This is a genomic window from Streptomyces sp. NPDC055013, from assembly GCF_053608645.1.
In genome coordinates, this window is the sequence record NZ_JBSGVW010000006.1 from 265,413 (window position 1) to 290,455 (window position 25,043).

Here is a 25,043-nt window from a genome sequence, read left to right on the forward strand (position 1 = left end):
GTCCGACCATGGCCAGCACGCACCGCGGTCCGCTCACGGTGATGCACGACCGTTCGCTCACCCCGGCCGAGCGCGCGGCACTCGGCAAGGAGGCGCGTGCCCGGGTGCCGCGCTCCGAGCATGCCGTCTTCGCGCCCGACGAGAAGCGGCCCGATCCGATCGACATCATCGAGCGGCAGTCCGCCGACCGGGTTCCCGAGCTGGTGCCCGTCCGGTACGGGCGGATGCTCGAATCGCCGTTCCGCTTCTACCGGGGAGCCGCGGCGATCATGGCGTCCGATCTCGGCGCCGGTGCGCACACCGGGCTGTACGCCCAGCTGTGCGGGGACGCGCATCTGCTGAACTTCCGGCTCCTCGGCTCCGCGGAACGCCACCTCGTCTTCGACATCAACGACTTCGACGAGACCCTGCCGGGCCCGTTCGAGTGGGACGTCAAGCGGCTGGCTGCGAGTCTGGTGATCGCCGGGCGGGCCAACGGGTTCTCGGCGAAGGAGTGCGACGCCGTCGTCCGGGCCGGCGTGGGGTCCTACCGGGAGCGCATGCGGGACTTCGCCGGGCAGCGCACCCTCGACGTCTGGTACGCGCGGGACGACTTCGACCAGATCGAGGTGCTGCTGCCCGAGCGGCCGGGCAAGGAGGCCAGGCAGCGGGCCGTACGGGCGGCGGAGAAGGCCCGTGCCCGGACCAGTCTGCAGGCGGCCGCGAAACTGACCCGGGTGGTGGACGGCGTACCGCGGATCATCTCGGATCCCCCCTTGATCACACCGCTCTCGGAGCTGCTGCCGGGGACGGAGGGCGAGGATGTGGCGCGGACCCTGCGAGGACTGGTCAACGACTATCAGACCACCCTGTCGTCGGAGCGGCGCCATCTGCTGAGCCGGTTCCGCCTGGTCGACGTGGCGCGCAAGGTCGTCGGGGTCGGCAGCGTCGGCACCCGCTGCTGGATCCTCCTGCTGCTCGGCCGTGACGACGAGGACCCGCTCCTGCTGCAGGCCAAGGAGGCCGGCGACTCGGTCCTCGCCCCCCACTGCGGCGCCAGCACGTACGAGAACCAGGGCGAGCGGGTGGTCGCCGGGCAGCGGCTCATGCAGGCCGCCGGTGACATCTTCCTCGGCTGGGAACACGTCACCGGCCTCGACGGCCGCCAGCGCGACTTCTACGTACGGCAGTTGCGGGACTGGAAGGGCATCGCCCGCCCCGAGACGATGGACGCCCGGACCCTGGGCCTGTTCGCCCGGCTGTGCGGTGCCTCCCTGGCCCGCGCCCACGCCCGCTCGGGCGACCCGATCGCCATCGCCGCCTACCTCGGCCGCGGCGACACCTTCGACCGCGCCCTGGCCCACTTCGCCCACGCCTACGCCGACCAGAACGAACGCGACCACCAGGCCCTGACCGACGCGGTCACCACGGGCCGCGTCACAGCCCGGAGCGACCTGGCGGCGTGACGGGGGCACGGATGCCGGGGACGCGGGAGCGTCCTCCCTTGCCGGGGCTCGTCGGTGACGGGCGGCCCGGCGGCCCGTGCTCACCCTCCGTGGGTGACGACGGGTGTGCCCCCAAGGGATCAGGCTCGGTGGTGGACGGCTGCGCGCAGCAGCCCGGTGTGGAAAGGAGGCCGGACATGGCCACCACCGCTACCCGCCACGGTGCGGGGAAGCAGACAGCCGCCACCGGCCTGACACTGTTCGCCGGAGTGATGCTCTTCATCTCCGGAATCCTCGACGTCTTCCGCGGCATCATGGCGATCGCCGACGACGACGTGTACGTCTCCACCCCCAACTACGTCTTCAAGTTCGACCTGACGAGCTGGGGCTGGATCCACCTGGTGTTCGGGGCGCTCGCCGTGATCGTGAGCATCGGCCTGTTCGGGGCGAAGACCTGGGCGAGGGTCGTCGGCGTAGGCGTCGCGGGACTGCTGCTGATCGCCAACTTCCTGTCCATCCCGTACTACCCGGTCTGGTCGCTCACGCTGATCGCGCTGTACGCGTTCATCATCTGGGCTCTGTGCGTGGTGAAGCGGGACCCATTCGCCGATTAGGGGCCATTCCGGCGCCCGTATGGGCCAGTTCGGTATGCCGTTTTCGTGGTGCGCGGACGCAATTGAAGGGAGGGCGGGGACCCCGGAAGACCTGGAGTCCGCATGAGCGCCGCGCACAAGCCCTCCGCGCCGGGGCGCATCGCCCGAGCGACGGCGTCCGCGGTGCTGATCGTGGTCACCTGCGTCCTCGTACCCGTCGCCCTGATCACGGTGTGGATCCACGACATCGCGCTCGACACCGACCGCTACGTGAAGACCGTCGCCCCGCTCGCGACCGAGCCGGCCATCCAGGACGCGGCCGTCGACCGGATCTCCAAGGCGGTGGATGTCCGCATCGACGGGGACCGGGCCGCCGCGCAGCTCGCCGACTGGCTGCGGTCCCAGGGACTGCCGCCCCAGGCAGCCTCCGCCATCCAGGGGCTCGGGCCACAGATCGACTCGGCCGTGGACGGCGCGGTGAAGAAGATCGTCACGCGGATCGTGCACAGCGGCGCCTTCGACACCGTGTGGCGCAACGCCAACAAACAGGCCCACAACGCCGTCGTGCACGCCCTCACCGGAGAGGGCCGCGGCGCCGTCGGGGTCGAGGGCGGCACGGTCACGCTCGACGTCGGCACACTCGTCGAACAGGTGAAGACGGAACTCGTCAACGCCGGACTGTCGCCCGCGAAGGCGATCCCCGAGGTCGACAAGCAGCTGGTGCTGTTCCAGTCCGAGGAACTGGAGAAGGTCCGCAAGGGCGCCCGTCTGCTGGACACCGTCGGCTACTGGCTGCCCGTTCTCACCGTCGTCATCGGCGCGGCCGGAGTGCTGGTGGCCCGCCGCCGGCGGCGCGCGCTCGCCTGGACGGCGCTGGGCGCCGCATTCACCTGCCTGCTGGTGGTCATCGCCCTGGTCGTCGTACGCCGCTACTACCTGGACCACCTCCCGGCCGCCGTGCAGTCGGACGCGGCCGCCGCGGCCGTCTTCGACACGCTGCTGCGCTTCCTGAAGGCCGCCCTGCGCACCACGATCGTGCTCGGCGTCGTGGTCGCGCTCGGCGCCTACCTGATCGGCCCCGGCCGCCTCCCGGTCGCGATCCGCCGCGGCTGCGACCGCACCGCGGACTCGCTCGCCACCTGGGCCTACGGGCACCAGATCCGGGCCGGCCGGGTCGGCGCGTGGGCACAGACCCACCGCCGGTCGATCGCCCTGTCCGCGCTGGCGGTCCTGGCCTTCATCTTCGCCATCTGGAACCGCCCCACCCCGCTCACGATCCTGGCCTTCGTGCTCGTCCTGCTGGGCACCCTGACGGTCCTGGCACTGCTCGCGGCCGGCGGCCGGGCCGAGGCCTCGCCACCCACCCGCGACGAGGCGCACCCGTGACCGAGGCCCACCCGTGAGGGGTGATGCCGGACGGACCGGCCCGGCGCATCGTGAAGGCCACGGGACCACCGGGGCCCCGTCAGCCGCGCGCTCGTCGCGGCGGCCGGCAAGCGGAGGCGACCATGGACTACCCCCTGCTCGACGTCTTCCTCACCATGCTCTGGTTCTTCCTCTGGATCATGTGGATCATGCTGCTGGTCCGCGTGGTCATGGACATCTTCCGCGACGACGCACTCAGCGGCTGGGCGAAGGCGGGCTGGACGCTGATGGTGTGCGTGCTTCCGTTCCTCGGCGTCTTCGTCTACCTGATCGCCCGCGGACGCGGCATGGGCGAGCGCGAACTGCGCACGGCCCAGGACCGCGAGCGGGCGTTCCGCTCGTACATCCAGGAGGCCGCCGCACCCCGGCCCAAGGCACCGGGCGCCAAGGCCGACGAACTCGGCAAGCTGGCCGCGCTGCACGACAAGGGCGACATCACCGACGCCGAGTACGAGCAGGCCAAGTCGAAGGTCCTCACGGCCTGACACGCGTGCTCGGGTCCCGTTCCCGGGGCAGCAGTGCCGCGGCCACCAGGCCGGCGATGCCGACGGCGCCCAGCACGGTCAGTGCGGCGGCGTAGGCGCCGCGGGTGAGTCCGGAGACCAGGATCGTGCCCGCGATCGCCGTCCCGAAGGAGGAGCCGAGGTTGGAGACGCTGCGCGACAGGCCGGAGATCTCGCCCTGCTGTTCCTCGGGGAAGCTCGACTGGACGACGTTCACGGACGGGGTGAGCATCACACCCAGGCCGAGCCCGATCAGGAGGAGCCCGGGGGCGTAGACCCACGGGTTGACCGATGCGGACGCCAGGGTGACCAGGACCGCGATGCCGACGACGGACAGGACGAAGCCGGTCATGATGAGCGTGCGCTGCGACCGGCGTTTCGAGAGGCTCTCGGCGGCCAGGGACGAGGCGAGCAGCCCGAGCGTGGCGGCCGTGAAGATGACACCGGTCTCGATGGCGTCGTAGCCGCGTACGACCTGGAGGTAGGCCGCCACGGTGAACGACGTGCCCATGAGCAGCAGCCACTGGACGTTCTGCGTGACGAGTCCGAGGTTGGACGTGCGGTCGCGGAACAGGCCGAGGGACAGCAGCGGCTCCCGGCCGGCCGCCTCTTCCGCACGCACCCGGCGGAAGAACCACCACAGCACGAGGGCGCCGGCGGCGAGCAGGCCGGCCATCAGCCAGATGTTGTTGTCCGCGGCCAGGATGCCCGTCACGATCAGGACCAGACCGACGGCGGACAGGACCGCCCCGGGGGTGTCGAAGGGACGGGTCGGATTCGGCGGCAACGGGTCCTTCATCCCGCGGCTGAGCAGGACGATCAGGGCGATGACCAGGGCCTGGAAGACGAAAGCCGCCCGCCAGCTGATCCACGTGGTGATGAGTCCGCCGATCAGCGGCCCCGCGGCGGCCCCGATGCCGCCCAGCGCCATGATCACTCCGAAGGCGCGGGCCCGGGAGGTCATGTCCGGGTGAAGGAGGGTGGCGAGGATGTAGACCGGAGGGATGAGCAGGGCGGTGCCGATGCCTTCGAGGATCGAGTTGCCGAGAATCAGCACGCCGAGACCCGGGGAGACGGCGCACAGCACGGCGCCGACGGCGTAGACGACGAGACCCGTCAGGAAGCAGCGCTTGCGCCCGTAGCGGTCGGTGAGCTTGCCGCCGGGGATCATCAGCGCGGCCATGACCAGCAGGAAGATCGTGATCGCCACCTGCACGCCCTGCACGGTGGTGTCCAGGTCCGCGCTGATGTCGTTGATCATCACGTTCATGTTGGAGCCGGCGAAGCTGCAGATGAACTGGGCCAGTGCGAGGGCGGCGAGCACGCTGCGCCGCCCCGGCTGCGGCTGCCGCTCCGGATCAGCCACCGTCGTCGCCCCCGCCGGCCGGTGGGACGGGCGGCGTGTAGCCGTGGGGCGACACGTACTGGGGGTCGCCCCGGGTCGGGCTCGCCTCGGCCCGGCCGAGTTGCTCGTCCAGGGACGTGGCCGCGGTGATCAGGGCGAGGTGGGTGAACGCCTGGGGGAAGTTGCCGAGCTGTTCGCCCGAGGGGCCGATCTCCTCCGCGAAGAGGCCGACGGGGTTGGCGTAGGTGAGCATCTTGTCGAAGGCGTACCGGGCCTGCCCGAGCCGGCCGCTGCGGGCCAGGGCCTCGACGTAGTAGAAGCTGCAGAGGTTGAAGGTGCCCTCGGAGCCGCGCAGCCCGTCGGGGGAGGCCTGGGGGTCGTAGCGGTAGACGAGGCTGTCGCTGACCAGCTCCTCGTCCATGGCGTCGAGGGTGGTGAGCCAGTCCGGGTCGTGCGGCGAGATGAAGCCGACCCGGGGCATCAGCAGCAGCGAGGCGTCCAGCACGTCCGTGTCGTAGTGCTGGACGAAGGCCCGGCGCCCGGGGTGCCAGCCGCGTTCGATGATCTGCCGGAAGATCGCGTCGCGTGTGTCGGTCCAGCGGCCGATCCGGCCCGGGCGGGCGTGCGCCATGGACCCGCGGATACCGCGGTCGAAGGCGACCCAGGCCATCAGCCGGCTGTAGGTGAAGTTCTGCCGGCCGCCGCGGGTCTCCCAGATCCCCTCGTCGGGCTGGTCCCAGTGTTCCGAGAGCCAGTCCAGCACGTCACGCATGGCGTCCCAGCCGCGGATCGCCCCCATGTCGCCGCGCACCGCCAGCGCGTCGGCCGCCTCGCCGTAGATGTCGAGCTGCAGCTGGCCGGCGGCCGCGTTGCCGGCGCGGACGGGTCGTGAGCCCTGGTAGCCCTCCAGATGGTCGAGGGTCTCCTCGGTCAGACGGGGGTCGCCGTCCACCCGGTACATGATCTGCAGGGGATCGCCCGTGGCGCTGCCGCCGGCCTCGACGCGCTCGCGCAGCCAGCGGCGGTACATGTACGCCTCCGCCTCGAAGCCCAGGTCGATCAGGGCGCGCACGGAGAGCGAGGCGTCGCGGATCCACGTGTAGCGGTAGTCCCAGTTGCGCTCGCCGCCGATCTGCTCGGGCAGTCCCATGGTGGCGGCGGCGACGGGTGCGCCCGTGGGGGCGTAGGTGAGCAGCTTGAGCGTGATCGCGGAGCGGTTCACCACGTCCTGCCAGCGCCCTCGGTAGGAACAGGAGCGCAGCCAGGACAGCCAGAAGGTGCGGCACGACGCCATGTCGTCGACCAGGCTGCGCAGGGTCGGCTCGGGTCCGGCGGCGCCGCCCCTCGCCGTGGAGGTCAGCACCACGGCCGCCGCCTCCCCGGCGGAGAGGGTGAAGCGGCTGGTGACGTCGTCGCCGTCCGCATGCAGGGCGACCCCGGGGGTGCACTGGAGGTGCAGGTCGGCTTCCGGCCCGTGGAAGACCGCCGAGCGGTCGTCGTCCGGCGGGAGCGTGAGGGTGTGCGGGGCGCGGGCGTAGTCGAAGCGGGGGCGGCAGGCCATCGTGAAGGGCAGGCTGCCCCGGACGACGCGGGCGATCCGGATGAGCCGATGCCGGTCCGTGGGCGTGCGGGAGTCGATGGGAGGCATGAAGTCGGCGACCTCGCCGACGCCGCCGGGCGCCATGTACCGCGTGATCAGGATCGCCGTGTCGGACAGGTACAGCTGCCGTACCGTCACCCCTTCGCCCTCCGGGAGGTCCACGGCGAACCGGCAGTGGCCTCCGCGCTCGCTGTCCAGCAGCGAGGCGAAGACGCTGGGCGAGTCGAAGCGCGGCGTGCACCACCAGTCGACGGTCCCGGCGGACGAGACCAGCGCCGCGGTCTGCAGGTCGCCGACCATTCCGTGCTCGGCGATGGGCGGATAGCGGTCGACCATGCCTGCCTCCCTCCACCGGTACGCACGCGGTTGGCGAAGCACGCCTGACACGGCTCCACGTTCATCCTTCGAGAGCGCCCGGAGCGGGGCTTCACCCCTGACAGGTGAAACCCGGCGGCAGCGGGCGCGCGGCCCGCCCGGGCGGGGACCGCCGCGCTGCCGCGGTCGGCGGCCGCACCCCACCCGCTCCGGGTGATGCCGTACCGGGGCGACAGGCGCAGCGTGGACCACATCAGGCTTGGAGTGCCGCCGTGGCCGCACGACGGCCGGCAGGTGGAGGCGACCGTGGACTATCCGCTGCTCAACGCATTCCTGACGATGCTCTGGTTCTTCCTGTGGGTGCTGTGGTTCGTGATGCTGTTCCGGGTCTTCGGAGACATCTTCCGGGACGACAGCATGAGCGGCTGGGGCAAGGCGGGCTGGGCGGTCTTCGTCTGTGTGCTGCCGTTCCTCGGCGTGTTCATCTATCTGGTCGCCCGCGGGCGCGGCATGGGTGAGCGCGACGCGCGCCAGCAGCGGCGGCAGGAGGAGGCGTTCCGCTCCTACGTCCAGGAGGTGGCCGCCGACGCCCCGGCGACCGGGACCACCGCGACGACCGGAACGACCGCGGACACCGGGCCCACCGGGCCGACCCACGCGGACCAGCTGACCAAGCTCGCCGGGCTGCACGACCACGGCGACATCAGCGACGCCGAGTACGAGCGGGCGAAGGCGAAGGTGCTCGCGGGCTGAGCCGTGCGTTCACTCCGGAAGCCGGCGGAACTCCGCCACACGCAGCCCCAGTGACTGGAAACGGATCAACAGGCCGTACAGGTGCGCCTCGTCGTCGACCTGGCCGTACAGCACCGTCTGGTTGGGGACGACGAAGCTGTCGAACTCGGGGAACGCCGTGGTCAACTCATCCGACATCTGCCCGTCGACGCGGATCTCGTAGCGCATGACCTCATGCTCGGCGACCCGGGGCACGGGTGGCATCACCCGGGCGAGGTGACACGTCAGAGCAGCCCGAACTCACGGGCCCGGCGGACCGCCTCGCCGCGCCGGGTGGCCGCGAGCTTGCGGTAGATGCTTTTGAGGTGCGTCTTCACCGTGTTCACCGACAGATGCAGGTCGGCGGCGATCTCCTCGGTGGACATGAGTTGCGCCAACCGCTCCAGGACGTCCTGCTCCCGCGCGCTGAGCGTTTCCGGACGCGGGCCCACGGCCTCCTCCCGCCCGGGCGCGAGCGTGCCGGTCAGCCAGGCGTGCTCCCGGGCCGGCGCGGGCCGGTGGAGCAGCAGCCGCCTGACCCAGGCCCCGGCGTCCAGGAACGGCCGCCTCAGGTGATGCGGGCGCGCGGCGGCCAGGGCCCGCATCAGCAGGCTCTCGGCGGCGGCGGAGTCGCCGAGCGCGTCGGCGGCCTGCGCACGGGTCAGCAGAACCCATACGTCGATGACGGGCCCGGGGGCGCGGTGCTCGGGCAGTTCGAGTTCGTCGAGGATGCGCAGGGCGTGTTCGCCCTCGCCGGCGGCGACCCGCGCCCGGGCCTCGGCGACCAGGCTCTCCGGGCCGTGGGCCGGGCGGTCCTCGAAGACCTTCACCGCGGCCTTCGGATCGCCGTCGGCCAGATGCGCCGCGGCCATGGCCATCGCGATGCGGTCGCTCACCCACGGGGAGGGCTCGGCGGAGACCAGCGGCTGCTTCGTCATGTCGTCGAGAGCCAGCAGCGCCGAGCGGGGGTCCCCCTTCGCGAACAGCATCCGGGAACGCAGGATCGCCAGCTCCACGGCCACGACGGGATCGCGGGAGGCGGCGGACGAGGCGGCGGCCCGGTCGAGGTGGCCCTGGGCGTCCGCCAGGTCGTCGCGGTCGATGGCCACGGCGGCCAGCACGAGCTGGGCCATCCCGGTCCGGTCGGACACCGGCAGCCCCGAGTGCTCCGCCTCGGCGACCGCGCCCCTGGCATGCGACTCGGCGTGGCCGGGTCGGCCCTGCAGGAAGTCGATCAGCGCCAGCCTGCTGAGCGCCTCGTGCCGGGCGAAGGCCGTCGAGGGCTCCTGGGGGGAGCGGACGGCGTCGGACAGCGTCGAGCGCGCGGCATCGAAGCGGCCCGCCCACAGCTGCGCCGATCCGAGGTCGGTGAGCATGAGGGCCGTCAGCTCCGGACACTGTTCCAGCCGGTCGGCGGGCAGGGCCCGCTCCGCCTCCGCGGCGGCCTTGGCCGCCAGCTCGGCCAGGTCCGCCGAGCCCGCCACCCGGGCGGCCAGCACCCGCAGCACCGCACAGCTCAGCCGCACCGCGGCCGCGTCGGCGGAGTCGCCGTCGGGCAGGTTCTCCTCCGCCCGCCCCAGGTAGGTGATGCCCCGCTCGATGTCGTGATGGGCCAACTCGCGCGCCGCGCGCACCAGATCGGGGGCCGGCCCGGACGCCTCCGGCGCCATCCTGGCGAACAGGCGGTCCAGCCGCTGGGCGGACAGCCCCGTCAGCAGCCGGCCGATCGCCAGCCGGCCGATGAACTCGTCCGCGGCCAGCTCCCAGTCACCCGCGTCCGCCGCATGCGACAGTGCCTCGTCGAGCAGTCCCGCCCGGCTCAGCCAGTGGGCGGCCGTGCGATGCAGCTCGGGCGCCAGGCCGGGATGGCGGACGCCCAGATGGACTCGCAGGATCTCGGCGAACAGTGGGTGCAGCCGGTACCAGGAGTGCCCGATGGGCTCGACGAACGCGTTCGCCCGTTGCAGGCCCTCCAGAATCGGCTCCGCGTCGGCCCGGCCGGTGAGGGCGTTGGCCAGATCGGGGTGGATCTTCTCCAGGATGCTCGCGCGCAGGAGCAGATCCTGGGTCTCGGGCGGGTGGGCGCGGAGCACTTCGCCGAGCAGGAAGTCGGCCACCGTACTGCGCCCCGGCTCGAACTCCGCCAGGAAGCCCTCCGGGTCGTCGGCGCGCTGGGCGGCCAGGGTGCTCAGCCGCAGTCCCGCCGCCCAGCCTCCGGTGCGCGCGGTCAGCAGGCGCGCGGCGGCGCGCGACAGCGCCAGCCCGTGCCGGTCGGCGAGGGCAGCCGTCTCCTCGGCGCGGAACGCCAGATCGGCGCCCCGGATGTCGACGAGCTCACCGGCGGCCCGATAGCGGTACAGCGGCAGCAGCGGCTCCGTACGGCTGACGACGATCAGGCGCAGGCCGTCGCCCGCGTGGCGGAGCACGAACTGCAGTCCGTCGGCCACCTCGGCGCACCCGGCCACCCGGTCGAACTCGTCCAGGACGAGGGTCACCGGCCCGTCCCGTCCGTCCAGCCAGGCCGCGACCCGCGCGAGCAGCGAGTGGTCCACCTCGCCGGGGCGGGCGGGGCTGCCGATGTCCTCGGGCAGGGCGATTCCGTGATGCCGAAAGGCATGCAGGACGTAGGTCCAGAACACGCCGGGGGCGCTGTCCTCCGGCTCCACCGTCAGCCAGGCGACGTCCCCCGGCTCGCGGGTCGTGATCCAGTCGGCGACCAGCAGGGTCTTGCCGGCTCCAGCGGGCCCGTTGACCAGCGTCAGCGGAGTGCGCAGGCTCTCGGCCAGCTGATCGAGGAGCCGGGCCCTGCGCACGAACGTCCGGGGGACCGTCGGCACGGCGAACCGTGCGGCGAGAACCGGGTCACCGCCCGGGGTCACCGCCCTCATGGCGGCATCGCCGTGGCTCCCGTCGGCAGAGCGTGACTGCGTACCCATCACACGCCTCGTGGATGCCCGAGCGATACGACATCCTCAACACCCACCCTCCGATCGTCACCCCGGACGGGCCCGCCCGCAAGCGATCATCCGGGCGGGCAGGAGCCCGGGGAACCTCCAGGCGTCCGGCATCCGGCGCGCCAGTCCCGCAGGGCCGGTCGTTCCGGCTCCCGAGTTCCCGTCTCGGCCGGCTCACGCGCCGGTCCGCCGGGTCCGGCCGGCGTTCCACCGGCCCGCGGGACTCCAGCCGGTCAGGCGTCCAGCATCCGCCGCAGCAGGTCGCGCAGGGCCAGCCGTTCCTGGTCCGACAGCCCCGCCAGGGGTTCCCGGGCGAACCGCAGGGAGTCGCGCAGGCTGCGCGCCACCCGGCGGCCCTCGTCGGTCGCCGCGGCCAGCTTCACGCGCCGGTCCGCCGGGTCCGGCCGGCGTTCCACCAGCCCGCGGGACTCCAGCCGGTCCACGATGCCGGTCACGTTCGACGGCTCGCAGCGCAGCCGCTGGGCCAGCTTCCGCATCGGCAGCGGCTCCAGCGACAGCAGGCTCAGCAGCCGCGCCTGCGCGCCGGTCAGGGCGTGCTCGGCGGCGGCCTCCTCGTACTCCTCGTGATAGCGGGCCACGACCGAGCCGATGAGGTCGACGACGTCCAGGGTGATTTCATCGGGACGGTGGGTCTTCTGCGGAGTGGTGGCCATGCTCTCAGGGTACCTCCATTACTTGACATCCTGAAATATTCAGGAGCATGGTTGTTTCAGGTACTGAAGTAAAAACGCACGGACCGGAAAGGCGCACCCCCCATGATCAACCGCGAATGGCACCTCCTCTCCCGCCCCGTCGGCTGGCCCAAGCCCGAGGACTTCGCCTTGGTCGAGGCCGAGATGCCGACCCTTGGCGAGGGCCAGGTGCTCGTACGGAACAAGTACCTCTCCGTCGACCCGTACATGCGCGGACGCATGTCGGCGGCCAAGTCCTACGTGGCCCCCTTCGAGCTCGGCAAGGTCATGCAGGGCGGCGCCGTCGGTGAGGTCGTCGAGTCCAACGCCGAGGGCATCGCCGTCGGCGACCACGTCCTGCACTTCTTCGGATGGCGCGAGTACGCCGCGGTGGACGCCAAGAACGCCGTCAAGGTCGACCCGGACGCCGCGCCCCTGTCCACGTACCTCGGCGTCCTCGGCATGACCGGCCTCACCGCCTACGCCGGCCTGCTGCGCACCGCCGTCTTCAAGGAGGGCGACTCCGTCTTCGTGTCCGGTGCCGCCGGTGCCGTCGGCAGCCAGGTCGGGCAGATCGCCAAGCTCAAGGGCGCCTCCCGGGTCATCGGCTCCGCGGGGTCCGACGAGAAGGTCAAGCTCCTCGTGGAGGAGTACGGCTTCGACGCCGCCTTCAACTACAAGAACGGCTCGGTCGCCGAGCAGCTGCGCGAGGCCGCCCCCGACGGCATCGACGTCTACTTCGACAATGTCGGCGGCGACCACCTGGAAGCCGCCATCGGGCAGATCAACCTCCATGGCCGGATCGCCGTCTGCGGCATGATCTCGGTCTACAACAACACCGAGCCCGCCCCGGGCCCCAAGAACCTCGCCCGCCTCATCGCGACCCGCGCCCGTATCGAGGGCCTGCTCGTCGGCGACCACTACGACCTGCAGCCGCAGTTCGTCCAGGAGGTCGGCCCCTGGGTCGCCTCGGGTCAGTTGAAGTACCGCGAGACGTTCGTCGAGGGCATCGAGAACAACCTGGAGGCGTTCCTCGGGGTGCTGCGCGGTGACAACACCGGGAAGATGATCGTCAAGCTGTAGGGATGGGCCTGGCCCTGTGCTGGCTTTCCGACATGCGGTAACTTCTTTCCGAAATCCGTCGCGATCGTGGGCGCGAGTCGCGGCGGACCGAGGAGGAAGACACCGCATGTCCATCCAGCAGTCCGAGGTCCTGTACACCGCCGTCGCCACCGCCGAGAACGGCCGCGACGGCCGGGTCGCCACCGACGACGGCAAGCTCGACGTCGTCGTGAACCCGCCCAAGGAGATGGGCGGCAGCGGCGCCGGCACCAACCCGGAGCAGCTCTTCGCGGCCGGCTACAGCGCCTGCTTCCAGGGCGCCCTGGGCGTCGTCGCCCGCCAGGAGCAGGCCGACATCACCGGCTCGACCGTCACCGCGAAGGTCGGCATCGGCAAGAACGACGACGGCTTCGGGATCATCGTGGAGATCTCGGCGGCCATCCCGAACGTCGACACCGCGACGGCCCGCAACCTGCTCGAGAAGGCCCACCAGGTCTGCCCGTACTCGAAGGCGACCCGCGGCAACATCACGGTGACGCTGGTCTGAGCGGTTCGTTCCGTAAGGCAGGAGGCCGCACCCCTGGTTCACGGGGTGCGGCCTCTGTCGTGCACGCTGCTCAAATCGTCAGCGCCGCCGAATGAACCGCCCGCACCAACCGCTGGTTCTCCGGTGCCGCCCCGCCCGGGAAGGCGCAGCGGCGGCGGGTGTAGCCGTAGGTCAGACCGCTGCGGGGGTCGGCGAAGGCCTGGGAGCCGCCGGCGCCGCTGTGGCCGAAGGTGCCGGCGCCCAGGAACGGGTACCAGGTGTCGGCCGTCGCCTGGAAGCCGAGGGCGTACGACTTGTGGGCGCGGGCCACCAGGTCGTACCCGGTCGAGTGGATCTGGCCGACCTCGGCGATGGTGTCCGGCTTGAGCAGGGGCGGCCGTTCGTCCAGCTCGCTGATCGCCGCCGCGTACATGCCGGCGAGCCCGCGCGCGGAGGCGACGCCGCCCGCCGACGCGGGACCGCCTGCGCGCACGGTACGGGAGTTGGGGTAGTCCGCGAGGCCCCCCGGCTCCGGCACCTGCGTGTTGAAGGCGATGGACGACAGCGTGTGCGGCCCCTGCGGCACCGAGTCCAGCACCGCCTGCTGCTCCGGCGTCGGGGCCATCGGCTGCGCGGAGCGGTAGCGGTGATCCAACTCCGCGGGCAGTCCGAGGTGGAAGCCCAGGCCGTACGGCGCCCGGACCCGCTCCTCGTACACCTCCTGCAGCGTACGGCCCGTGGCACGGCGGACGACCTCGCCGGTGAGCGCGCCGATGACGAGCGCGTGATAGCCGAAGGCCGTGCCGGGGCGCCAGAACGGCCGCTGGTCGGCGAGGCGTTCGGCGATGGCGCGGTCGTCGGCCAGCTCCTCGTCGGTGAACCCGGCGTCGAGCCCGACCAGCCCCGCCCGGTGGGCGAGCAGATCGCGCAGGGTCAGCGAGCCCTTGCCCTCGGCGCCGAACTCCGGCCAGTAGTACGTCACTTTGCGGTCCGGTTCGAGCGTGCCCTCCTGGATCAGGAGCGCGACCACGAGGTGAGCGGCGCCCTTGCTGGACGAGAACACGCCGTAGAGGGAGTCGGCCTCGCAGCCGTCACCGGCCCACAGGTCGACGACCTTCCGGCCGTGCACGTAGGCGCACAACTGGCCCTCGTAATCGGGGAGTTCACCCGAAACGAACGCGGCGAACTCCTCACGTACCCGCTCGAAGCCGTCCACTACGGTGCCGTGGATCACTGGTGTCATCCGCTCTCCTCAACTGGTGCCACTGGCCTGCGCCATGCTGAACAATGCCCTGCCGACCTGGGCGAATTCTCCCTTGGGGTGGTCCCGGAAGAGCGGCTCCGTGCCGAACAGCACGGCTCCCGGCCCGCTCACCACCGAAGCCTGCCCCGCCGCGTCCGCCGGCCCGCCGGAGCCGTCCGCCGCCCGCCAGTGCCCGGAGACGAGCGGGTTCCCGGTCGCGTACGTCTGCTCGACCCGCACGCCCGGACCGAGGCCGGTGAACCACACGGGCGCGTAGACGAAGCCGTGGCCCGGCGCGCCGGACATCAGCGAGCTGCCCGAATTCACTACGCGTACTACACCGTTGGCGTCCCCGTTGCCCTCGACCGGCTTCGCCGCCAGCAGCCCCGTCGCCGTGTTGAGCGCGGCACCGGTGGCACCCCGGCCGACCAGCCCGTGACCGTCGAGGAAGGCGTCCAGGGCCGTGCGGGCGGGGGCGGTGAGGTCGCCGTACTCCAACCCCGCCGACACGAACAGCACGTCCACGGACGACCAGTCGAACCCGGCGTTCAGCACGGCCGTCGAGACCGGCGTGACCTCGAAGTTCATCTCCCGCAACGCGAACAGCTCGCCCGCGGTGACGGCGGCGGCGACACGGGTGCGGTGCAGCGGGGCGGTGCCGGTGAGCTTCGTCGTGTGGAAGGCGACGTCGTGCGCGCGGGCGGCCGCCAGGGCCTGCCGCCGCGCCGAGCCCGGCACGATCGCGCTGCCGTCGGCGGCCCGGCGCACCTCGACACCCTGCCGCAGCAGGGCGTTGAGGGCGGCGACCTCGTTCGGGTCGTCGAGCCTCAGCCGGAGGTCACCGCGCGGGGCGACGTACGCGACGGGGGCCGCCGCGCGGACGGGGCGCAGGGCAGTGCCGTACGGCATCCGCGGCAGGGTCTCGACCGCCGCGCCCCACAGGCGGCCCAGGCTCCAGCCCGAGATGTCGTACATCGCCGAGACCTTGTCGCTGATGTCCCGCCCGTCCGCGAGGAGCACGTTCGCCAGGCCGCGCTTGGGCTGGCGCATGTCGACGACGTACGAGCCCCTGGCGTACGTGCGTCCGCCCAGCCGGAAGGAGTGGGCCGCGCGGCTCACCCGTACGTCGTTGGCCAGGAGGTGGTCGACGAGGCGGGCGGCGGCAGGGGCCGAGCGCTGGGCGCCGGTGCCGGCCGGGATGACGTAGGCCCGGGGGAAGGTGGTCGTGTAGACGTCCTCGGGGCCGATGCCGGGGACGCCCGGGACGGTCTCCTCGGACACCGGCACCTGCGCGGCGCCCGCCGCTCCCCGCCGGAAGACCTCGATCTGGTCGGCGACGAGTGACGTACGCCTTTCCCGGACGAAGTCGAGGGTGGCGCGCAGGGCGGCCCCGGCGACGTCGACGTTGATCGCGGAGCGGCGCCGCAGCTCGGCCTGCGGCAGCGTGTTGTAGGCGTTGTTGTTCACCTGCATCGGAATCTCCACCGTGTGCGCGGCGACCGTGCCGTGGAAGGCCGCGTACTGCGGGGTGAAGATCGGCGGCCAGTCGTCCCAGCCCTCCTCCTGGTCCCGGAAGGGGATCTGCGCCGGTTGGACCCCGTCCTTCTGCGGCGTGTAGCCGAGGCCGTTGACGGCGGACTCCATGCGCAGGGCGTTGGCGTAGGTGTTCTTCAGAAACAGGTCGTACTCGTAGTTCTCGCCGTGCGGGGGAGTGGTGGGCTCGATGAGGGTGCCGTTGACGTAGCCGTGCAGGTCGAGCAGGACGGCCGGCTGCTTGTCGACCATGATCTGCCGCATCGCCCGCGTCTCCGGCTGCGCGGCGGTGGCGAAGTCCCGGTTCATGTCGAAGCCGCCCGCGTTGGCGCGGGTCCCGGCGATACGGCCGTCCGGGTTGGCGGTGATGTTGAAGTACAGGCGGCTGTGGGACAGGAGGTCGCGCGTCCTGGCGTCCGTGGCGGTGGCGAGCCGCTCGATGAGCTTCAGACTGGCGTCGGTGCCCTCCCACTCGTTGCCGTGGATGTTGTTGTTGAAGAAGACGGGGGCCTTGTAACTCTTCCTGACCTCCGGAGACTTGGCGGCCAGGGCGGGCGCGTTCTCGATGAGCCCGCGCATCCGCGCCTGCGTGCGGGCCTGGCGGGTGGTCTCCGGGGCGGTGACGGTGACGAGGTAGAGCCGGTGCCCGCCCGCCGACCGGCCCGCGATCTCGACGCTCACGCGGTCGCCGAGGGCTTGCAGGGCGTTCAGCTTCGGCGCGATGGCGTGGTACGGGGTGAGGCCGAGCTTGATCGATTTGTCGGCCGGGTTCTCGGCGTCGGGGGTGAGGACCTGCCGGCGCGGGTAGCCGCGGCTGTCGTCGCCGATCGCCGCGGAGGGCGCTTCGGCGGTGCCCAGGGCCCGCTGGGTGGCGCTCGCCGGCGTGCGCGCCGCGTTCCGGTCGAGCGCGGCCTCGCGGTGGACCGGGGGGTGGCCCGGGGGCTGGGGATCCGCGACGGCGGTGTGCGGGGTGAGGAGCAGGGAGCCCGCCGTGGTGAGGGCGAGGGCGGTGAGCAGAACAGGCCGGGCGGGAACGGGCCCGGCAGGAACGGGTCTCGCGGGAACGGTTCTCGTCGTGCGCACGCGTACCTCCTCGGAACGTCCTGAGATCGGTACGGCGAGGTGTACCTGTTCGACTCAACCGCAACAAGAGGGAGTTGGTGTCACGGATGCCCCGGATGGCCCATGCGGGGGCCGCCGGACGGGGCATGCTGAGAGCGCACCGGCGGCGGCAGGAGGCGAGCAGAGCCCATGGCAACGATCCCTTCGATCCCCAGCAGGGACGACGTACTCCGCATGGCACGCAGCACGACCGACATCACCGGCCAACTCCTCGACACGGCCGGGAACCTCACCCGTATCGCGATCAACACCTTCGACCCGAGGGACGGATCGGGCGCCGAGGTCCTGCGGGTGCTGCGGCAGACCACCGCCGAACTGGCCGAGGCGAGCGCGTCGCCGCAGGCCCAGGAGGCCTTCTACCGCATCGTCGAGACCCTCACCCGCCTCGGCACGAGCGGGGCGCCCCTCGCGGTCCACCCCGTCAGCGAGCCGGCGCAGGCCCTGCTGGCGGCCCTGGGCGACAGCCTGCTGCCGGTGCTGGACGCGGTGGAGCCGGCGGTCGAGGAGTTCGCGACGGCGCTGGGCGAACTGGTCGAGGCGACGTCACCCCTGTTGCCGGCGACGGCGGGCCTGGCCGCGGGCGTGCTGCTCGCGCTGACCCCGCTGCTCCGTGCCGCGGCCGACGTCCTGCGCGAGTCGTCGCCCGAACTCCGCCGCATCGCCGACGCGTTGACGGCCGCGCTCGCGCCCCTGATGCCGCTCCAGGTGGCCCTGGCCGAACGGGCGGCCGCCGCCGGCGCGAACGTCGTCCGGGCGACGCTGCCACCCCTCGCCGACCTCACCGAGGCCGCGGCGGCGACGACGAAGGCGGCGCGTCCGGCGCTGATCGCCGGTGAGGAGTTCCTCGTCGCCGGGCTGGAACGGATACAGCCCCTGCTGCTGTCCGGGGCGTCGGGCGCGGGGCGGGTGGCACGGGCGGTGGCGGTACGGGTGTCGGCGGCGGTGAGCCCGGCGGCCGACCGGGGGGTCGTGGTGGCGGTGACGCCCGGGTGAGCGGCGTCCGGGGCTTCGCGGCCGGGGCGGCGGTGACCAGGCCCCGAAGGGACCGTGACTGCCATGTGACACGGCCCGACTAGAGTGCGAAGCATGCGCGATCTTGGGACCGGGTTCAGGTATCTCCTCAGGGGCCAGCGGTGGGTGGCCCGGCACGGCAAGCAGTACGGCTTCGGGCTGATCCCCGGACTGATCACCATGGTGCTCTACGTGGCCGCGCTGGTCGGGCTCGCGCTCTGGGGCGAGGACTTCGTGTCCTGGTCGACGCCGTTCGCCGACGACTGGTCGAGCCCATGGCAGGGCCTGTTCCGCGGCTTCCTCACCGCCGTCCTGTTCGCGCTCGGCCTGCTCCTCTCGGTCATCACCTTCACGGCTGTCACCCTGCTCATCGGCCAGCCCTTCTACGAGAACCTCTCCGAGAAGGTCGACCGGGACGTCTCCCCCGACGGCACGGCCCCCGAGTCCGGCCTGCCGCTCTGGCGCGAACTGTGGATCTCGGGCCGCGACAGCCTGCGGATCGTCCTGCGCGCCGCCCTCTGGGGCGTCCTGCTCTTCGCCCTCGGCTTCATCCCGGTCATCGGCCAGACGGCCGTCCCGGTGATCGGCGTCTTCGTCACCGGCTTCTTCCTCACCGAGGAACTCACGGCGGTGGCCCTCCAGCGCCGCCGCGTGGAACTCCGCGACCGCCTGGCGATGCTCCGCTCCCGCAAGCCCCTGATCTGGGGCTTCGGAGCCCCCCTCGCGGCAGCCTTCCTGGTCCCCTTCGTCGCGGTGTTCCTGATGCCGGGCGCGGTGGCGGGGGCGACGCTGATGGCTCGGGAGCTGATGGGGGAGGAGACGGAGCAAGTTGAGGGCGAGGTTCCCAGCGCCGGTTCAGGCAATCTAAGCCCGTCCGGCGTTTGAGGACGAGGCCCGTTCAGGGCCGAAGCGGGGGTCTGGGGGCCGCAGGCCCCCAGGGACGCCCGCCCCGGCGCCGGGTGCCTACGAACCCTCCGTCGCCTCCACCGCGGCCGTCAAAACTCCCCGCACCTGCGCGATGATGTCCAGCCGGTTCCGCACGAACTCCGGATCCGTCACCGCGCCGGTCGCCGGATCCGTGTTGCCCGCCCCGAACTGCAGCACCGGCGTGTGCACATGCCCGCCCGGCAGCGAGTCGTGCAGCCCCAGCCGGTCACGCAGCAGCGTCGCCCGGTACGCGATCTCGTTGGAGAGGTAGTCCCCGCCGCCCCCGGCCCGCGCGGTGGAGCCCGGCGTCGGCCCGTCCGGCCGTACGACCGCGGTCGTGCCGCCCGCCGGAATCTCGGTCACGCTCGTGTTGTCGTACACGGGGAACCGCCCCGTGTCCGCGGCGACGATCTCCCGGTACGGCAGCGTCGTCGTGGTCCACTGCGGCTGCGAGGCCGGATCGGCGACGGGGATCGTCTCGGTCCGCCCGATGTTGTCGTTGTCCTGGAAGCCACCCCGCCAGGCCCCGTTGGTGCGCTCGACGTCGAACCGCCCGACGCGCCCCTGACTCACGGTCGTGAACAGATCGACCTGCTTCAGATACGGCCGCAGCGCCCGCTCGACCATGCCGTCCGCGAAGTCCTGCCACCGCACCGGGAACACGGCGGTCTCCACCCGGGCCGGTCCCTCCGCCGTCTCGATCACCGCGCCGTCGAGGGCGAGCGCGGTGGCGCCGGACGGGTTGGAGATACGGATGTCCCGGTCGAGCGTGAACGGGTCGAACCCGGTGACGAGGATCCGCTTCATGCCCTTGCCGGCCGCCCCGGCCGTATGGCGCACATCGTTCTGGCCACGCGAGACCCGCTCCAACGCGCCGATGAGAGCGCCTCGCTGGGCGTCGCTCAGCCCGAACTCCGGCTCCCACGTCCGCACGTCCCGCGTCATCGACAACCGCGCCCAGTACAACGGCCGATCGTCGTCCCGACTCAGGTCACCTCCTGCCGAACCCCGCCCCTGCGCCCGGTCCACGGCCCTGCGCCACAGCGCCGACCCTTCGCGTGTGACGACCCGGTGTGCCTGCGCGTAGGAGCGCGCGCCGGCCAGGTCGTCGGCGAACTGAGCCGCCAAGGTGTCGAATCCGGAGCGCCGCAGGATCTCCTGGGGAACGGCCTTGTCGAGGCGCTGCTCCTCGACGGTCGGCGTGGGGGCGGACCGGGCGGCGGCAGCGGCTCCGGTCGTGGGGGCCGAGAGCCCGGCCAGCAGGGCCACTGAGAGGACGCCGATCCGAACACGTATGGAATTCAAGGGAGTTACGGTCCTTCCGTCACGGTGGGGGGTGAGGCAGAGCATGTGTCGTGCGGGACGCCGGAAGTATCGCGTGGCGGGAGGGGGCTACGCCATGGTGGGGGGCTACGCCATGGTCCGCGCCGACACCCCCACCGACCCCGCCGCCGCCCGCAGCGCCCCCACGAACGCCTCCACGGCCGGCACCGGCGACCGCCCCCGAACCGTCGCCGCGTACACGGCCCGTGCCGGCCCGCCCTCGTCCAGCACCGGTACCAGCCGGACGTCGGGGCGCACGGACGCCGCGGCCAGCGCCGGGACCAGCGCCACACCGAGGCCGGCGGCGACGTACCCCTGCTTGGCGGTCCACTCGCCGACGACGTGCGCGACACGCGGCCGGAAGCCCTGCCGCAGGGCCACGTCGAGGAGGGTGCCCTCGGGGCGGGAGCTGCCGGAGATCCATTCGGCGTCGGCGAGCCGGCCGAGTCGGACGGGGCCGCCGCCGGCCAGCGGATGACCGGCGGGGACGGCGACGTACAGGGACTCGTCGAGCAGGTGGTGGAGTTCGTACGCCTCCAGCGGGGCGCGGCCCGTGGTCGAGACGACCGCGAGGTCGAGATGGCCCGCGGTGAGCCGGTCCAGCAGAGCGGGGGTGAAGCCCTCCTCGCGGGTGACGTGGACGCGCGGGTGTGCGGCGCTGAAGGCGGCCAGCGCCTGCGGCACCAGCCCCGCGTCGGCCGTGGCGAAGGCACCGAACCGCAGCCGCCCGCCCGCCACTTCGCGCAGGGCGGCCAGCTCCCCAACGGCCCCGTGCAACGACTCGGTGACCGCCTCGGCATACGGCACCAGAACCCGTCCGGCCTCGGTGAGCCGCACGCCCCGCGGGAGCCGGTCGAAGAGCGGGGCGCCGCCCAGGGCCCCTTCCAGCGTGGAGATCTGGCGGGACACCGCCGACTGCGTCCACCCGAGGGTCCGGGCGGCGCCGGTGAAGGAACCGAGCCGGGCGACCTCCAGGAACGCCCTCAACCACACACTGGAGACCTCGGGGAGTTCATGCTGAGACTCATGCTGATTCGGCATGGCAGCCATGCTGGACATTCGCTTGTCGCATCTCAAGACCGGGCCTAGCGTCGACGGCATGCAGATCACCGTCGACAACCCGCCCGCCGCGCCCCAGCCCCTGAGCCCGTACTACTCCCAGGTCGCCCGCGTCGAACACGCCGACGGCAGCGCGCTGTTGTTCGTCTCCGGGCAGATCGCCGACGGCGCCACGGTCGCCGAGCAGACCCGCGGCGTCTTCGAGACCCTCGCCGCCCTGCTGGAGGCCCACGGCGCCACGCTCGCGGACGTCATCAACATCCGCACCTGTCTCACCGACATCGGCACCCTGGACGAATACGGCACCGTACGGCGGCAGTTCCTCACCGGCACCCCGCCCACCAGCATGACCTTCGAGGTGCCGAGGCTGTTCAGGGCGGAGGCCCGGGTGGAGGTCGAGGTGGTCGCGGCGGTCAGTCCGCGTTCTCGCCCAGCAGTCTGAGGAAGTCCCGGAACGCGCCCGGCATGTCCACCGACTCCGGGTCCAGGAGCCACTGGTACTGCAGCCCGTCCATGACGGCCACCAGCAAGGGCGCCGTACGCTCCGGGGTCAGCCCGTTCGGCAGCCGGTCGCCGTACTCGGCGCGCAGGACCTCCGCCATGGCCGCCCGCACGCGCGTGTACCGCTCGGTGAAGTACTCGCGCGCGGGATGCCCCTCGGTCACGCTCTCGCCGAGGAGCGCCGAGAAGGTCTGGATGATGCCGGGCCGCATCGCGTTGTACTCGACGAGGGAGGCGAGCAGGTCGATCCGCCACCGGGTGTCGGGTACGGCGTCCCACTGGTCCCGCTCCTGGAGCACGGCGACGAGCAGCGCCTCCTTGGTGGGGTAGTGGTGCAGCAGCCCCTGCTGGGTGAGTCCGACCCGCTCGGCCACCGCGGCGAGGCTCGCCCCCCGGTAACCGCGCTCGGCGATCACCTCCAGGGCCGCCCGGACGATCTCGGCGCGGCGCTCCTCGCTTCTGACCCTGGCGTTCATGGCGTCACCGTACGGCATCGTCGTGCTCATAATATAACGTCAAGATAACGAAACCTACCGGCCTACAGGTGGCCGATGCAGGATGGAGGCACAGCCCGGACTCAACGAGGAGGCACCGCGATGGCGGGAACCCGTACCCAGGCCGACGAAGCGCGCGAGGCGGCCGTGGAGGCCGCCCTCGCCGCGCTCGACCTCGACGCGAAAGCGCGGCTGCTCTCCGGCCAGGACACCTGGACCCTGCCCGCACTGCCCGAGATCGGCCTGCGGTCCCTCGTCATGTCCGACGGCCCGATCGGCGTCCGGGGCGTGCACTGGACCGCCGACGACCCGTCCGTCGCGCTGCCCTCGCCCACCGCCCTCGCCGCCACCTGGGACCCGGACCTCGCCCGTCGCGCCGGCACCCTCCTCGCCCAGGAGGCCCGCCGCAAGGGCGTCCACGTCCTGCTCGCCCCCACCGTCAACCTCCACCGCTCCCCGCTCGGCGGCCGCCACTTCGAGGCGTACAGCGAGGACCCCTACCTGACCGGGACGATCGGCGCCGGCTATGTCAGCGGCGTCCAGTCCGGCGGCGTCGGCACCACCGTGAAGCACTTCGTCGCCAACGACGCCGAGACCGAGCGCTTCACCGTCAACAACCTCGTCTCCGAACGCGCCCTGCGCGAGCTGTATCTGGCGCCCTTCGAGATCATCGTCGAGAACGCCCGCCCCTGGGGCATCATGACCGCCTACAACACGGTCAACGGCACGACGATGAGCGAGCACCACCACCTCGTGAACGAAGTCCTGCGCGGGGAATGGGGCTTCGACGGCTACAACGTCTCGGACTGGATGGCCGCCCGGTCCACCGTCGGCGCCATCGAGGGCGGCCTCGACGTCGCCATGCCCGGCCCGCAGACCGTGTACGGCGAGCCCCTCGCCCAGGCCGTACGGGACGGGAAGGTGGCAGAGGCCAAGGTCGACGACGCCGTGCGCAACGTCCTGCGGCTCGCCGCCCGCGTCGGGATCCTCGCCGGTGCCGAGCCCGTCGTCACCGACCTTCCCGAGACCGTCGACGGCCCCGAACTCGCCCGCGAGATCGCCCGCCGCTCCTTCGTCCTGGTCCGCAACCGGGACGGCGCCCTGCCGCTGCGGCCGAACGGCACCGTCGCGCTGATCGGCGCGGCGGCCCGGGACGCCCGCGTGCTGGGCGGCGGCTCCGCCACCGTCTTCCCCGACCGGATCGTCTCCCCGCTCGACGGCCTCACCGCCGCCCTCCCCGACGGCACCCTCACCTACGCCGTCGGCGCGGACCCGAACACCGAACTCGGCATCGCCGACAAGGGCTTCGAGCTGCGGGCCGTGTGCCGGGACGCCGACGGGAACGTCATCGGCACCGGCTCCGCCCCCAACGGCCACATCCAGTGGATGGGCAGCGACCTCCCCGAGGGTGTGACCCACGATGCTCTGCGCACCGTCGAACTGACCGGCGCCTTCACCCCGCGCGCCACCGGCCCGCACACCTTCGGCATCAAGGGCATCGGCGCCTTCAGGCTCACGATCGACGGCACCACGTACTACGACGACGTCCAGCGCCCCGCCAAGGAGGACCCCTTCGCCGCCTTCTTCGGCGCCCCCGTCCCCCTCGCCCAGCCCGAACTCACCGCCGGCGCACCGGTCGAGGTCTCCCTCACCCACGTCGTCGAGTTCCCCGAGGCCGTCCCGCTGAGGGTCGTCGGTTTCACCCTCGCGCACCAGGAGCCGCAGCGTGACCCCGACGAGCTGATCGCCGAAGCCGTCGAGGCCGCCCGCAGCGCCGACACGGCCGTCGTCGTGGTCGCCACCACCGACCGCGTCGAGTCCGAGGGCTTCGACCGCACGGACCTCGCTCTGCCCGGCCGCCAGGACGACCTGGTCCGCGCCGTCGCCGCCGCCAATCCCCACACCGTCGTGGTCGTCAACTCCGGCTCCCCGGTGGAGCTGCCGTGGCGTGAGGACGTCGCCGCCCTGCTGCTCGGCTGGTTCCCCGGCCAGGAGGCCGGCGCGGCACTCGCGGACGTCCTCACCGGCGCCCACGAGCCGGGCGGGCGCCTGCCCACCACCTGGGGCTCCCTGGCCGACGCCCCGGTCACCCAGGTGGTCCCCTCGGCCGGCGAACTCCCGTACAGCGAGGACGTCTTCATCGGCTACCGCGCCTGGGAGAAGGAGAGCCGGGTCCCCTCGTACCCCTTCGGGCACGGCCTCGGCTACACCGAGTGGACGTACGAGTCCGTCAAGGTCGAGGGCACCACCGTGACGGTCCGCCTCCGCAACTCCGGCGAGCGTGCGGGGCGTGAGGTCGTGCAGGTCTACCTGGCGCCGGCCGAGCCGGGCACCGACCGCCCCGCGCGCCGGCTGGCCGGATTCGCGGGCGTGACCGCGGGGCCGGGGGAGACGGCCGAGGCCGTGATCGACCTTCCGCGCCGCTCCTTCGCGATGTGGGACGAGCAGACCAATTCGTGGATGTTTGTGAAGGGTTCGTACGAGATCCAGGTGAGCCGCTCGATCGCCGACCGTCGGGTGACGGCGACGATTAACGTCTAGTGCGGGAGAAGTGCCCCAGGAACAGCCCCGGTCCGGGTCCTGACGCCCGGGCCGGGGCTCGTCCCCGAGCGGGCAGGGG

The 25,043-nt window shown here is 72.2% G+C and carries 21 protein-coding genes; 11 read left to right on the forward strand and 10 right to left on the reverse strand.

The features are described 5' to 3' along the window. The first annotated feature begins 8 nt into the window (after positions 1-8). From ACWGDB_RS10910 to ACWGDB_RS10925, 4 genes are all read left to right on the forward strand, one after another. Positions 9-1,445 carry a DUF2252 domain-containing protein gene (locus ACWGDB_RS10910; protein WP_453822132.1) on the forward strand — a complete coding sequence of 479 codons (1,437 nt, stop codon included), beginning with the start codon at positions 9-11 and terminating at the stop codon, positions 1,443-1,445. 176 nt (positions 1,446-1,621) lie between these two features. Continuing rightward, complete coding sequence (locus ACWGDB_RS10915; protein ID WP_362377780.1) at positions 1,622-2,038, forward strand: DUF7144 family membrane protein; 417 nt, start codon at positions 1,622-1,624, stop codon at positions 2,036-2,038. A 102-nt stretch (positions 2,039-2,140) separates the two neighbouring features. Then, positions 2,141-3,403, forward strand: a complete 1,263-nt coding sequence (locus ACWGDB_RS10920; RefSeq protein ID WP_453822133.1) for a hypothetical protein — start codon at positions 2,141-2,143, stop codon at positions 3,401-3,403. 122 nt (positions 3,404-3,525) lie between these two features. Next, positions 3,526-3,927, forward strand: a complete 402-nt coding sequence (locus ACWGDB_RS10925; RefSeq protein WP_453822134.1) for an SHOCT domain-containing protein — start codon at positions 3,526-3,528, stop codon at positions 3,925-3,927. On the opposite strand, the gene ACWGDB_RS10930 is transcribed toward ACWGDB_RS10925, so the two are convergent. Both ACWGDB_RS10930 and ACWGDB_RS10935 read right to left on the reverse strand, forming a co-directional pair. Then, entirely contained in the window at positions 3,917-5,311 is a 1,395-nt protein-coding gene (locus ACWGDB_RS10930; protein ID WP_453822135.1) for an MFS transporter, read from the reverse strand. The two genes, ACWGDB_RS10925 and ACWGDB_RS10930, sit on opposite strands and share 11 nt — an antisense overlap. Continuing rightward, positions 5,304-7,226 carry a glycoside hydrolase family 15 protein gene (locus ACWGDB_RS10935; RefSeq protein WP_453822136.1) on the reverse strand — a complete coding sequence of 641 codons (1,923 nt, stop codon included), beginning with the start codon at positions 7,224-7,226 and terminating at the stop codon, positions 5,304-5,306. Before ACWGDB_RS10935 ends, ACWGDB_RS10930 begins: the two co-directional genes overlap by 8 nt. 318 nt (positions 7,227-7,544) lie before the next feature. On the opposite strand from ACWGDB_RS10935, the gene ACWGDB_RS10940 reads away from it, so the two are divergent. Beyond that, positions 7,545-7,958 (forward strand): SHOCT domain-containing protein, encoded by a 414-nt coding sequence (locus tag ACWGDB_RS10940; protein ID WP_453822185.1) that lies wholly within the window; start codon positions 7,545-7,547, stop codon positions 7,956-7,958. Between the two features lie 9 nt (positions 7,959-7,967). Here ACWGDB_RS10940 and ACWGDB_RS10945 read toward each other — a convergent pair whose 3' ends face one another. From ACWGDB_RS10945 to ACWGDB_RS10955, 3 genes are all read right to left on the reverse strand, one after another. Further along, complete coding sequence (locus ACWGDB_RS10945) at positions 7,968-8,165, reverse strand: hypothetical protein (RefSeq protein WP_328881926.1); 198 nt, start codon at positions 8,163-8,165, stop codon at positions 7,968-7,970. 56 nt (positions 8,166-8,221) lie between these two features. Next, a complete protein-coding gene (locus tag ACWGDB_RS10950; RefSeq protein ID WP_453822137.1) occupies positions 8,222-10,864 on the reverse strand; it encodes a LuxR C-terminal-related transcriptional regulator in 2,643 nt (880 codons plus the stop codon). Between the two features lie 299 nt (positions 10,865-11,163). Beyond that, complete coding sequence (locus ACWGDB_RS10955) at positions 11,164-11,604, reverse strand: MarR family winged helix-turn-helix transcriptional regulator (RefSeq protein ID WP_453822138.1); 441 nt, start codon at positions 11,602-11,604, stop codon at positions 11,164-11,166. Between the two features lie 102 nt (positions 11,605-11,706). Between ACWGDB_RS10955 and ACWGDB_RS10960 the strand changes: the two genes are divergently transcribed. After that, positions 11,707-12,705 carry an NADP-dependent oxidoreductase gene (locus tag ACWGDB_RS10960; protein WP_453822139.1) on the forward strand — a complete coding sequence of 333 codons (999 nt, stop codon included), beginning with the start codon at positions 11,707-11,709 and terminating at the stop codon, positions 12,703-12,705. Positions 12,706-12,811: 106 nt separating this feature from the next. Continuing rightward, the gene (locus ACWGDB_RS10965; protein WP_383595717.1) at positions 12,812-13,231 is read left to right on the forward strand and encodes an organic hydroperoxide resistance protein; all 420 of its coding nucleotides are present in this window, start codon (positions 12,812-12,814) and stop codon (positions 13,229-13,231) included. A gap of 70 nt (positions 13,232-13,301) precedes the next feature. Here ACWGDB_RS10965 and ACWGDB_RS10970 read toward each other — a convergent pair whose 3' ends face one another. Further along, on the reverse strand, positions 13,302-14,453 hold the full coding sequence (locus ACWGDB_RS10970; protein WP_453822140.1) for a serine hydrolase domain-containing protein: 1,152 nt from the start codon (positions 14,451-14,453) through the stop codon (positions 13,302-13,304). Between the two features lie 9 nt (positions 14,454-14,462). Then, positions 14,463-17,069 (reverse strand): M14 family zinc carboxypeptidase, encoded by a 2,607-nt coding sequence (locus tag ACWGDB_RS10975; protein ID WP_453822141.1) that lies wholly within the window; start codon positions 17,067-17,069, stop codon positions 14,463-14,465. 168 nt (positions 17,070-17,237) lie between these two features. On the opposite strand from ACWGDB_RS10975, the gene ACWGDB_RS10980 reads away from it, so the two are divergent. Together ACWGDB_RS10980 and ACWGDB_RS10985 are read left to right on the forward strand one after the other, a co-directional pair. After that, positions 17,238-18,101 carry a hypothetical protein gene (locus tag ACWGDB_RS10980; protein ID WP_451167058.1) on the forward strand — a complete coding sequence of 288 codons (864 nt, stop codon included), beginning with the start codon at positions 17,238-17,240 and terminating at the stop codon, positions 18,099-18,101. Positions 18,102-18,194: 93 nt separating this feature from the next. Beyond that, a complete protein-coding gene (locus ACWGDB_RS10985; protein ID WP_453822142.1) occupies positions 18,195-19,004 on the forward strand; it encodes an EI24 domain-containing protein in 810 nt (269 codons plus the stop codon). A 78-nt stretch (positions 19,005-19,082) separates the two neighbouring features. Here ACWGDB_RS10985 and ACWGDB_RS10990 read toward each other — a convergent pair whose 3' ends face one another. Next, a complete protein-coding gene (locus ACWGDB_RS10990; protein WP_453822143.1) occupies positions 19,083-20,351 on the reverse strand; it encodes a pyroglutamyl peptidase in 1,269 nt (422 codons plus the stop codon). Between the two features lie 105 nt (positions 20,352-20,456). Further along, entirely contained in the window at positions 20,457-21,419 is a 963-nt protein-coding gene (locus ACWGDB_RS10995) for a LysR family transcriptional regulator (protein WP_453822186.1), read from the reverse strand. A 49-nt stretch (positions 21,420-21,468) separates the two neighbouring features. Here ACWGDB_RS10995 and ACWGDB_RS11000 point away from each other — a divergent pair, with 49 nt between their 5' ends. Further along, complete coding sequence (locus ACWGDB_RS11000; protein WP_453822144.1) at positions 21,469-21,870, forward strand: RidA family protein; 402 nt, start codon at positions 21,469-21,471, stop codon at positions 21,868-21,870. Here the strand turns inward: ACWGDB_RS11000 and ACWGDB_RS11005 are convergent. Further along, positions 21,842-22,423 carry a TetR/AcrR family transcriptional regulator gene (locus ACWGDB_RS11005; protein WP_453822187.1) on the reverse strand — a complete coding sequence of 194 codons (582 nt, stop codon included), beginning with the start codon at positions 22,421-22,423 and terminating at the stop codon, positions 21,842-21,844. The two genes, ACWGDB_RS11000 and ACWGDB_RS11005, sit on opposite strands and share 29 nt — an antisense overlap. A 102-nt stretch (positions 22,424-22,525) precedes the next feature. Here ACWGDB_RS11005 and ACWGDB_RS11010 point away from each other — a divergent pair, with 102 nt between their 5' ends. After that, a complete protein-coding gene (locus ACWGDB_RS11010; RefSeq protein ID WP_453822145.1) occupies positions 22,526-24,964 on the forward strand; it encodes a beta-glucosidase in 2,439 nt (812 codons plus the stop codon). Positions 24,965-25,043 lie beyond the last annotated feature (79 nt).

Excerpts from the sequence above, each read along its gene's own strand:
- ACWGDB_RS10910 (WP_453822132.1), top strand. The coding sequence starts at position 9 with ATGGCCAGCACGCACCGCGGTCCGCTCACGGTGATGCACGACCGTTCG.
- ACWGDB_RS10915 (WP_362377780.1), top strand. The coding sequence starts at position 1,622 with ATGGCCACCACCGCTACCCGCCACGGTGCGGGGAAGCAGACAGCCGCC.
- ACWGDB_RS10920 (WP_453822133.1), top strand. The coding sequence starts at position 2,141 with ATGAGCGCCGCGCACAAGCCCTCCGCGCCGGGGCGCATCGCCCGAGCG.
- ACWGDB_RS10925 (WP_453822134.1), top strand. The coding sequence starts at position 3,526 with ATGGACTACCCCCTGCTCGACGTCTTCCTCACCATGCTCTGGTTCTTC.
- ACWGDB_RS10935 (WP_453822136.1), bottom strand. The coding sequence starts at position 7,226 with ATGGTCGACCGCTATCCGCCCATCGCCGAGCACGGAATGGTCGGCGAC.
- ACWGDB_RS10940 (WP_453822185.1), top strand. The coding sequence starts at position 7,545 with ATGCTCTGGTTCTTCCTGTGGGTGCTGTGGTTCGTGATGCTGTTCCGG.
- ACWGDB_RS10945 (WP_328881926.1), bottom strand. The coding sequence starts at position 8,165 with ATGCGCTACGAGATCCGCGTCGACGGGCAGATGTCGGATGAGTTGACC.
- ACWGDB_RS10950 (WP_453822137.1), bottom strand. The coding sequence starts at position 10,864 with ATGAGGGCGGTGACCCCGGGCGGTGACCCGGTTCTCGCCGCACGGTTC.
- ACWGDB_RS10955 (WP_453822138.1), bottom strand. The coding sequence starts at position 11,604 with ATGGCCACCACTCCGCAGAAGACCCACCGTCCCGATGAAATCACCCTG.
- ACWGDB_RS10960 (WP_453822139.1), top strand. The coding sequence starts at position 11,707 with ATGATCAACCGCGAATGGCACCTCCTCTCCCGCCCCGTCGGCTGGCCC.
- ACWGDB_RS10965 (WP_383595717.1), top strand. The coding sequence starts at position 12,812 with ATGTCCATCCAGCAGTCCGAGGTCCTGTACACCGCCGTCGCCACCGCC.
- ACWGDB_RS10970 (WP_453822140.1), bottom strand. The coding sequence starts at position 14,453 with ATGACACCAGTGATCCACGGCACCGTAGTGGACGGCTTCGAGCGGGTA.
- ACWGDB_RS10980 (WP_451167058.1), top strand. The coding sequence starts at position 17,238 with ATGGCAACGATCCCTTCGATCCCCAGCAGGGACGACGTACTCCGCATG.
- ACWGDB_RS10985 (WP_453822142.1), top strand. The coding sequence starts at position 18,195 with ATGCGCGATCTTGGGACCGGGTTCAGGTATCTCCTCAGGGGCCAGCGG.
- ACWGDB_RS10995 (WP_453822186.1), bottom strand. The coding sequence starts at position 21,419 with ATGGCTGCCATGCCGAATCAGCATGAGTCTCAGCATGAACTCCCCGAG.
- ACWGDB_RS11000 (WP_453822144.1), top strand. The coding sequence starts at position 21,469 with ATGCAGATCACCGTCGACAACCCGCCCGCCGCGCCCCAGCCCCTGAGC.
- ACWGDB_RS11005 (WP_453822187.1), bottom strand. The coding sequence starts at position 22,423 with ATGCCGTACGGTGACGCCATGAACGCCAGGGTCAGAAGCGAGGAGCGC.
- ACWGDB_RS11010 (WP_453822145.1), top strand. The coding sequence starts at position 22,526 with ATGGCGGGAACCCGTACCCAGGCCGACGAAGCGCGCGAGGCGGCCGTG.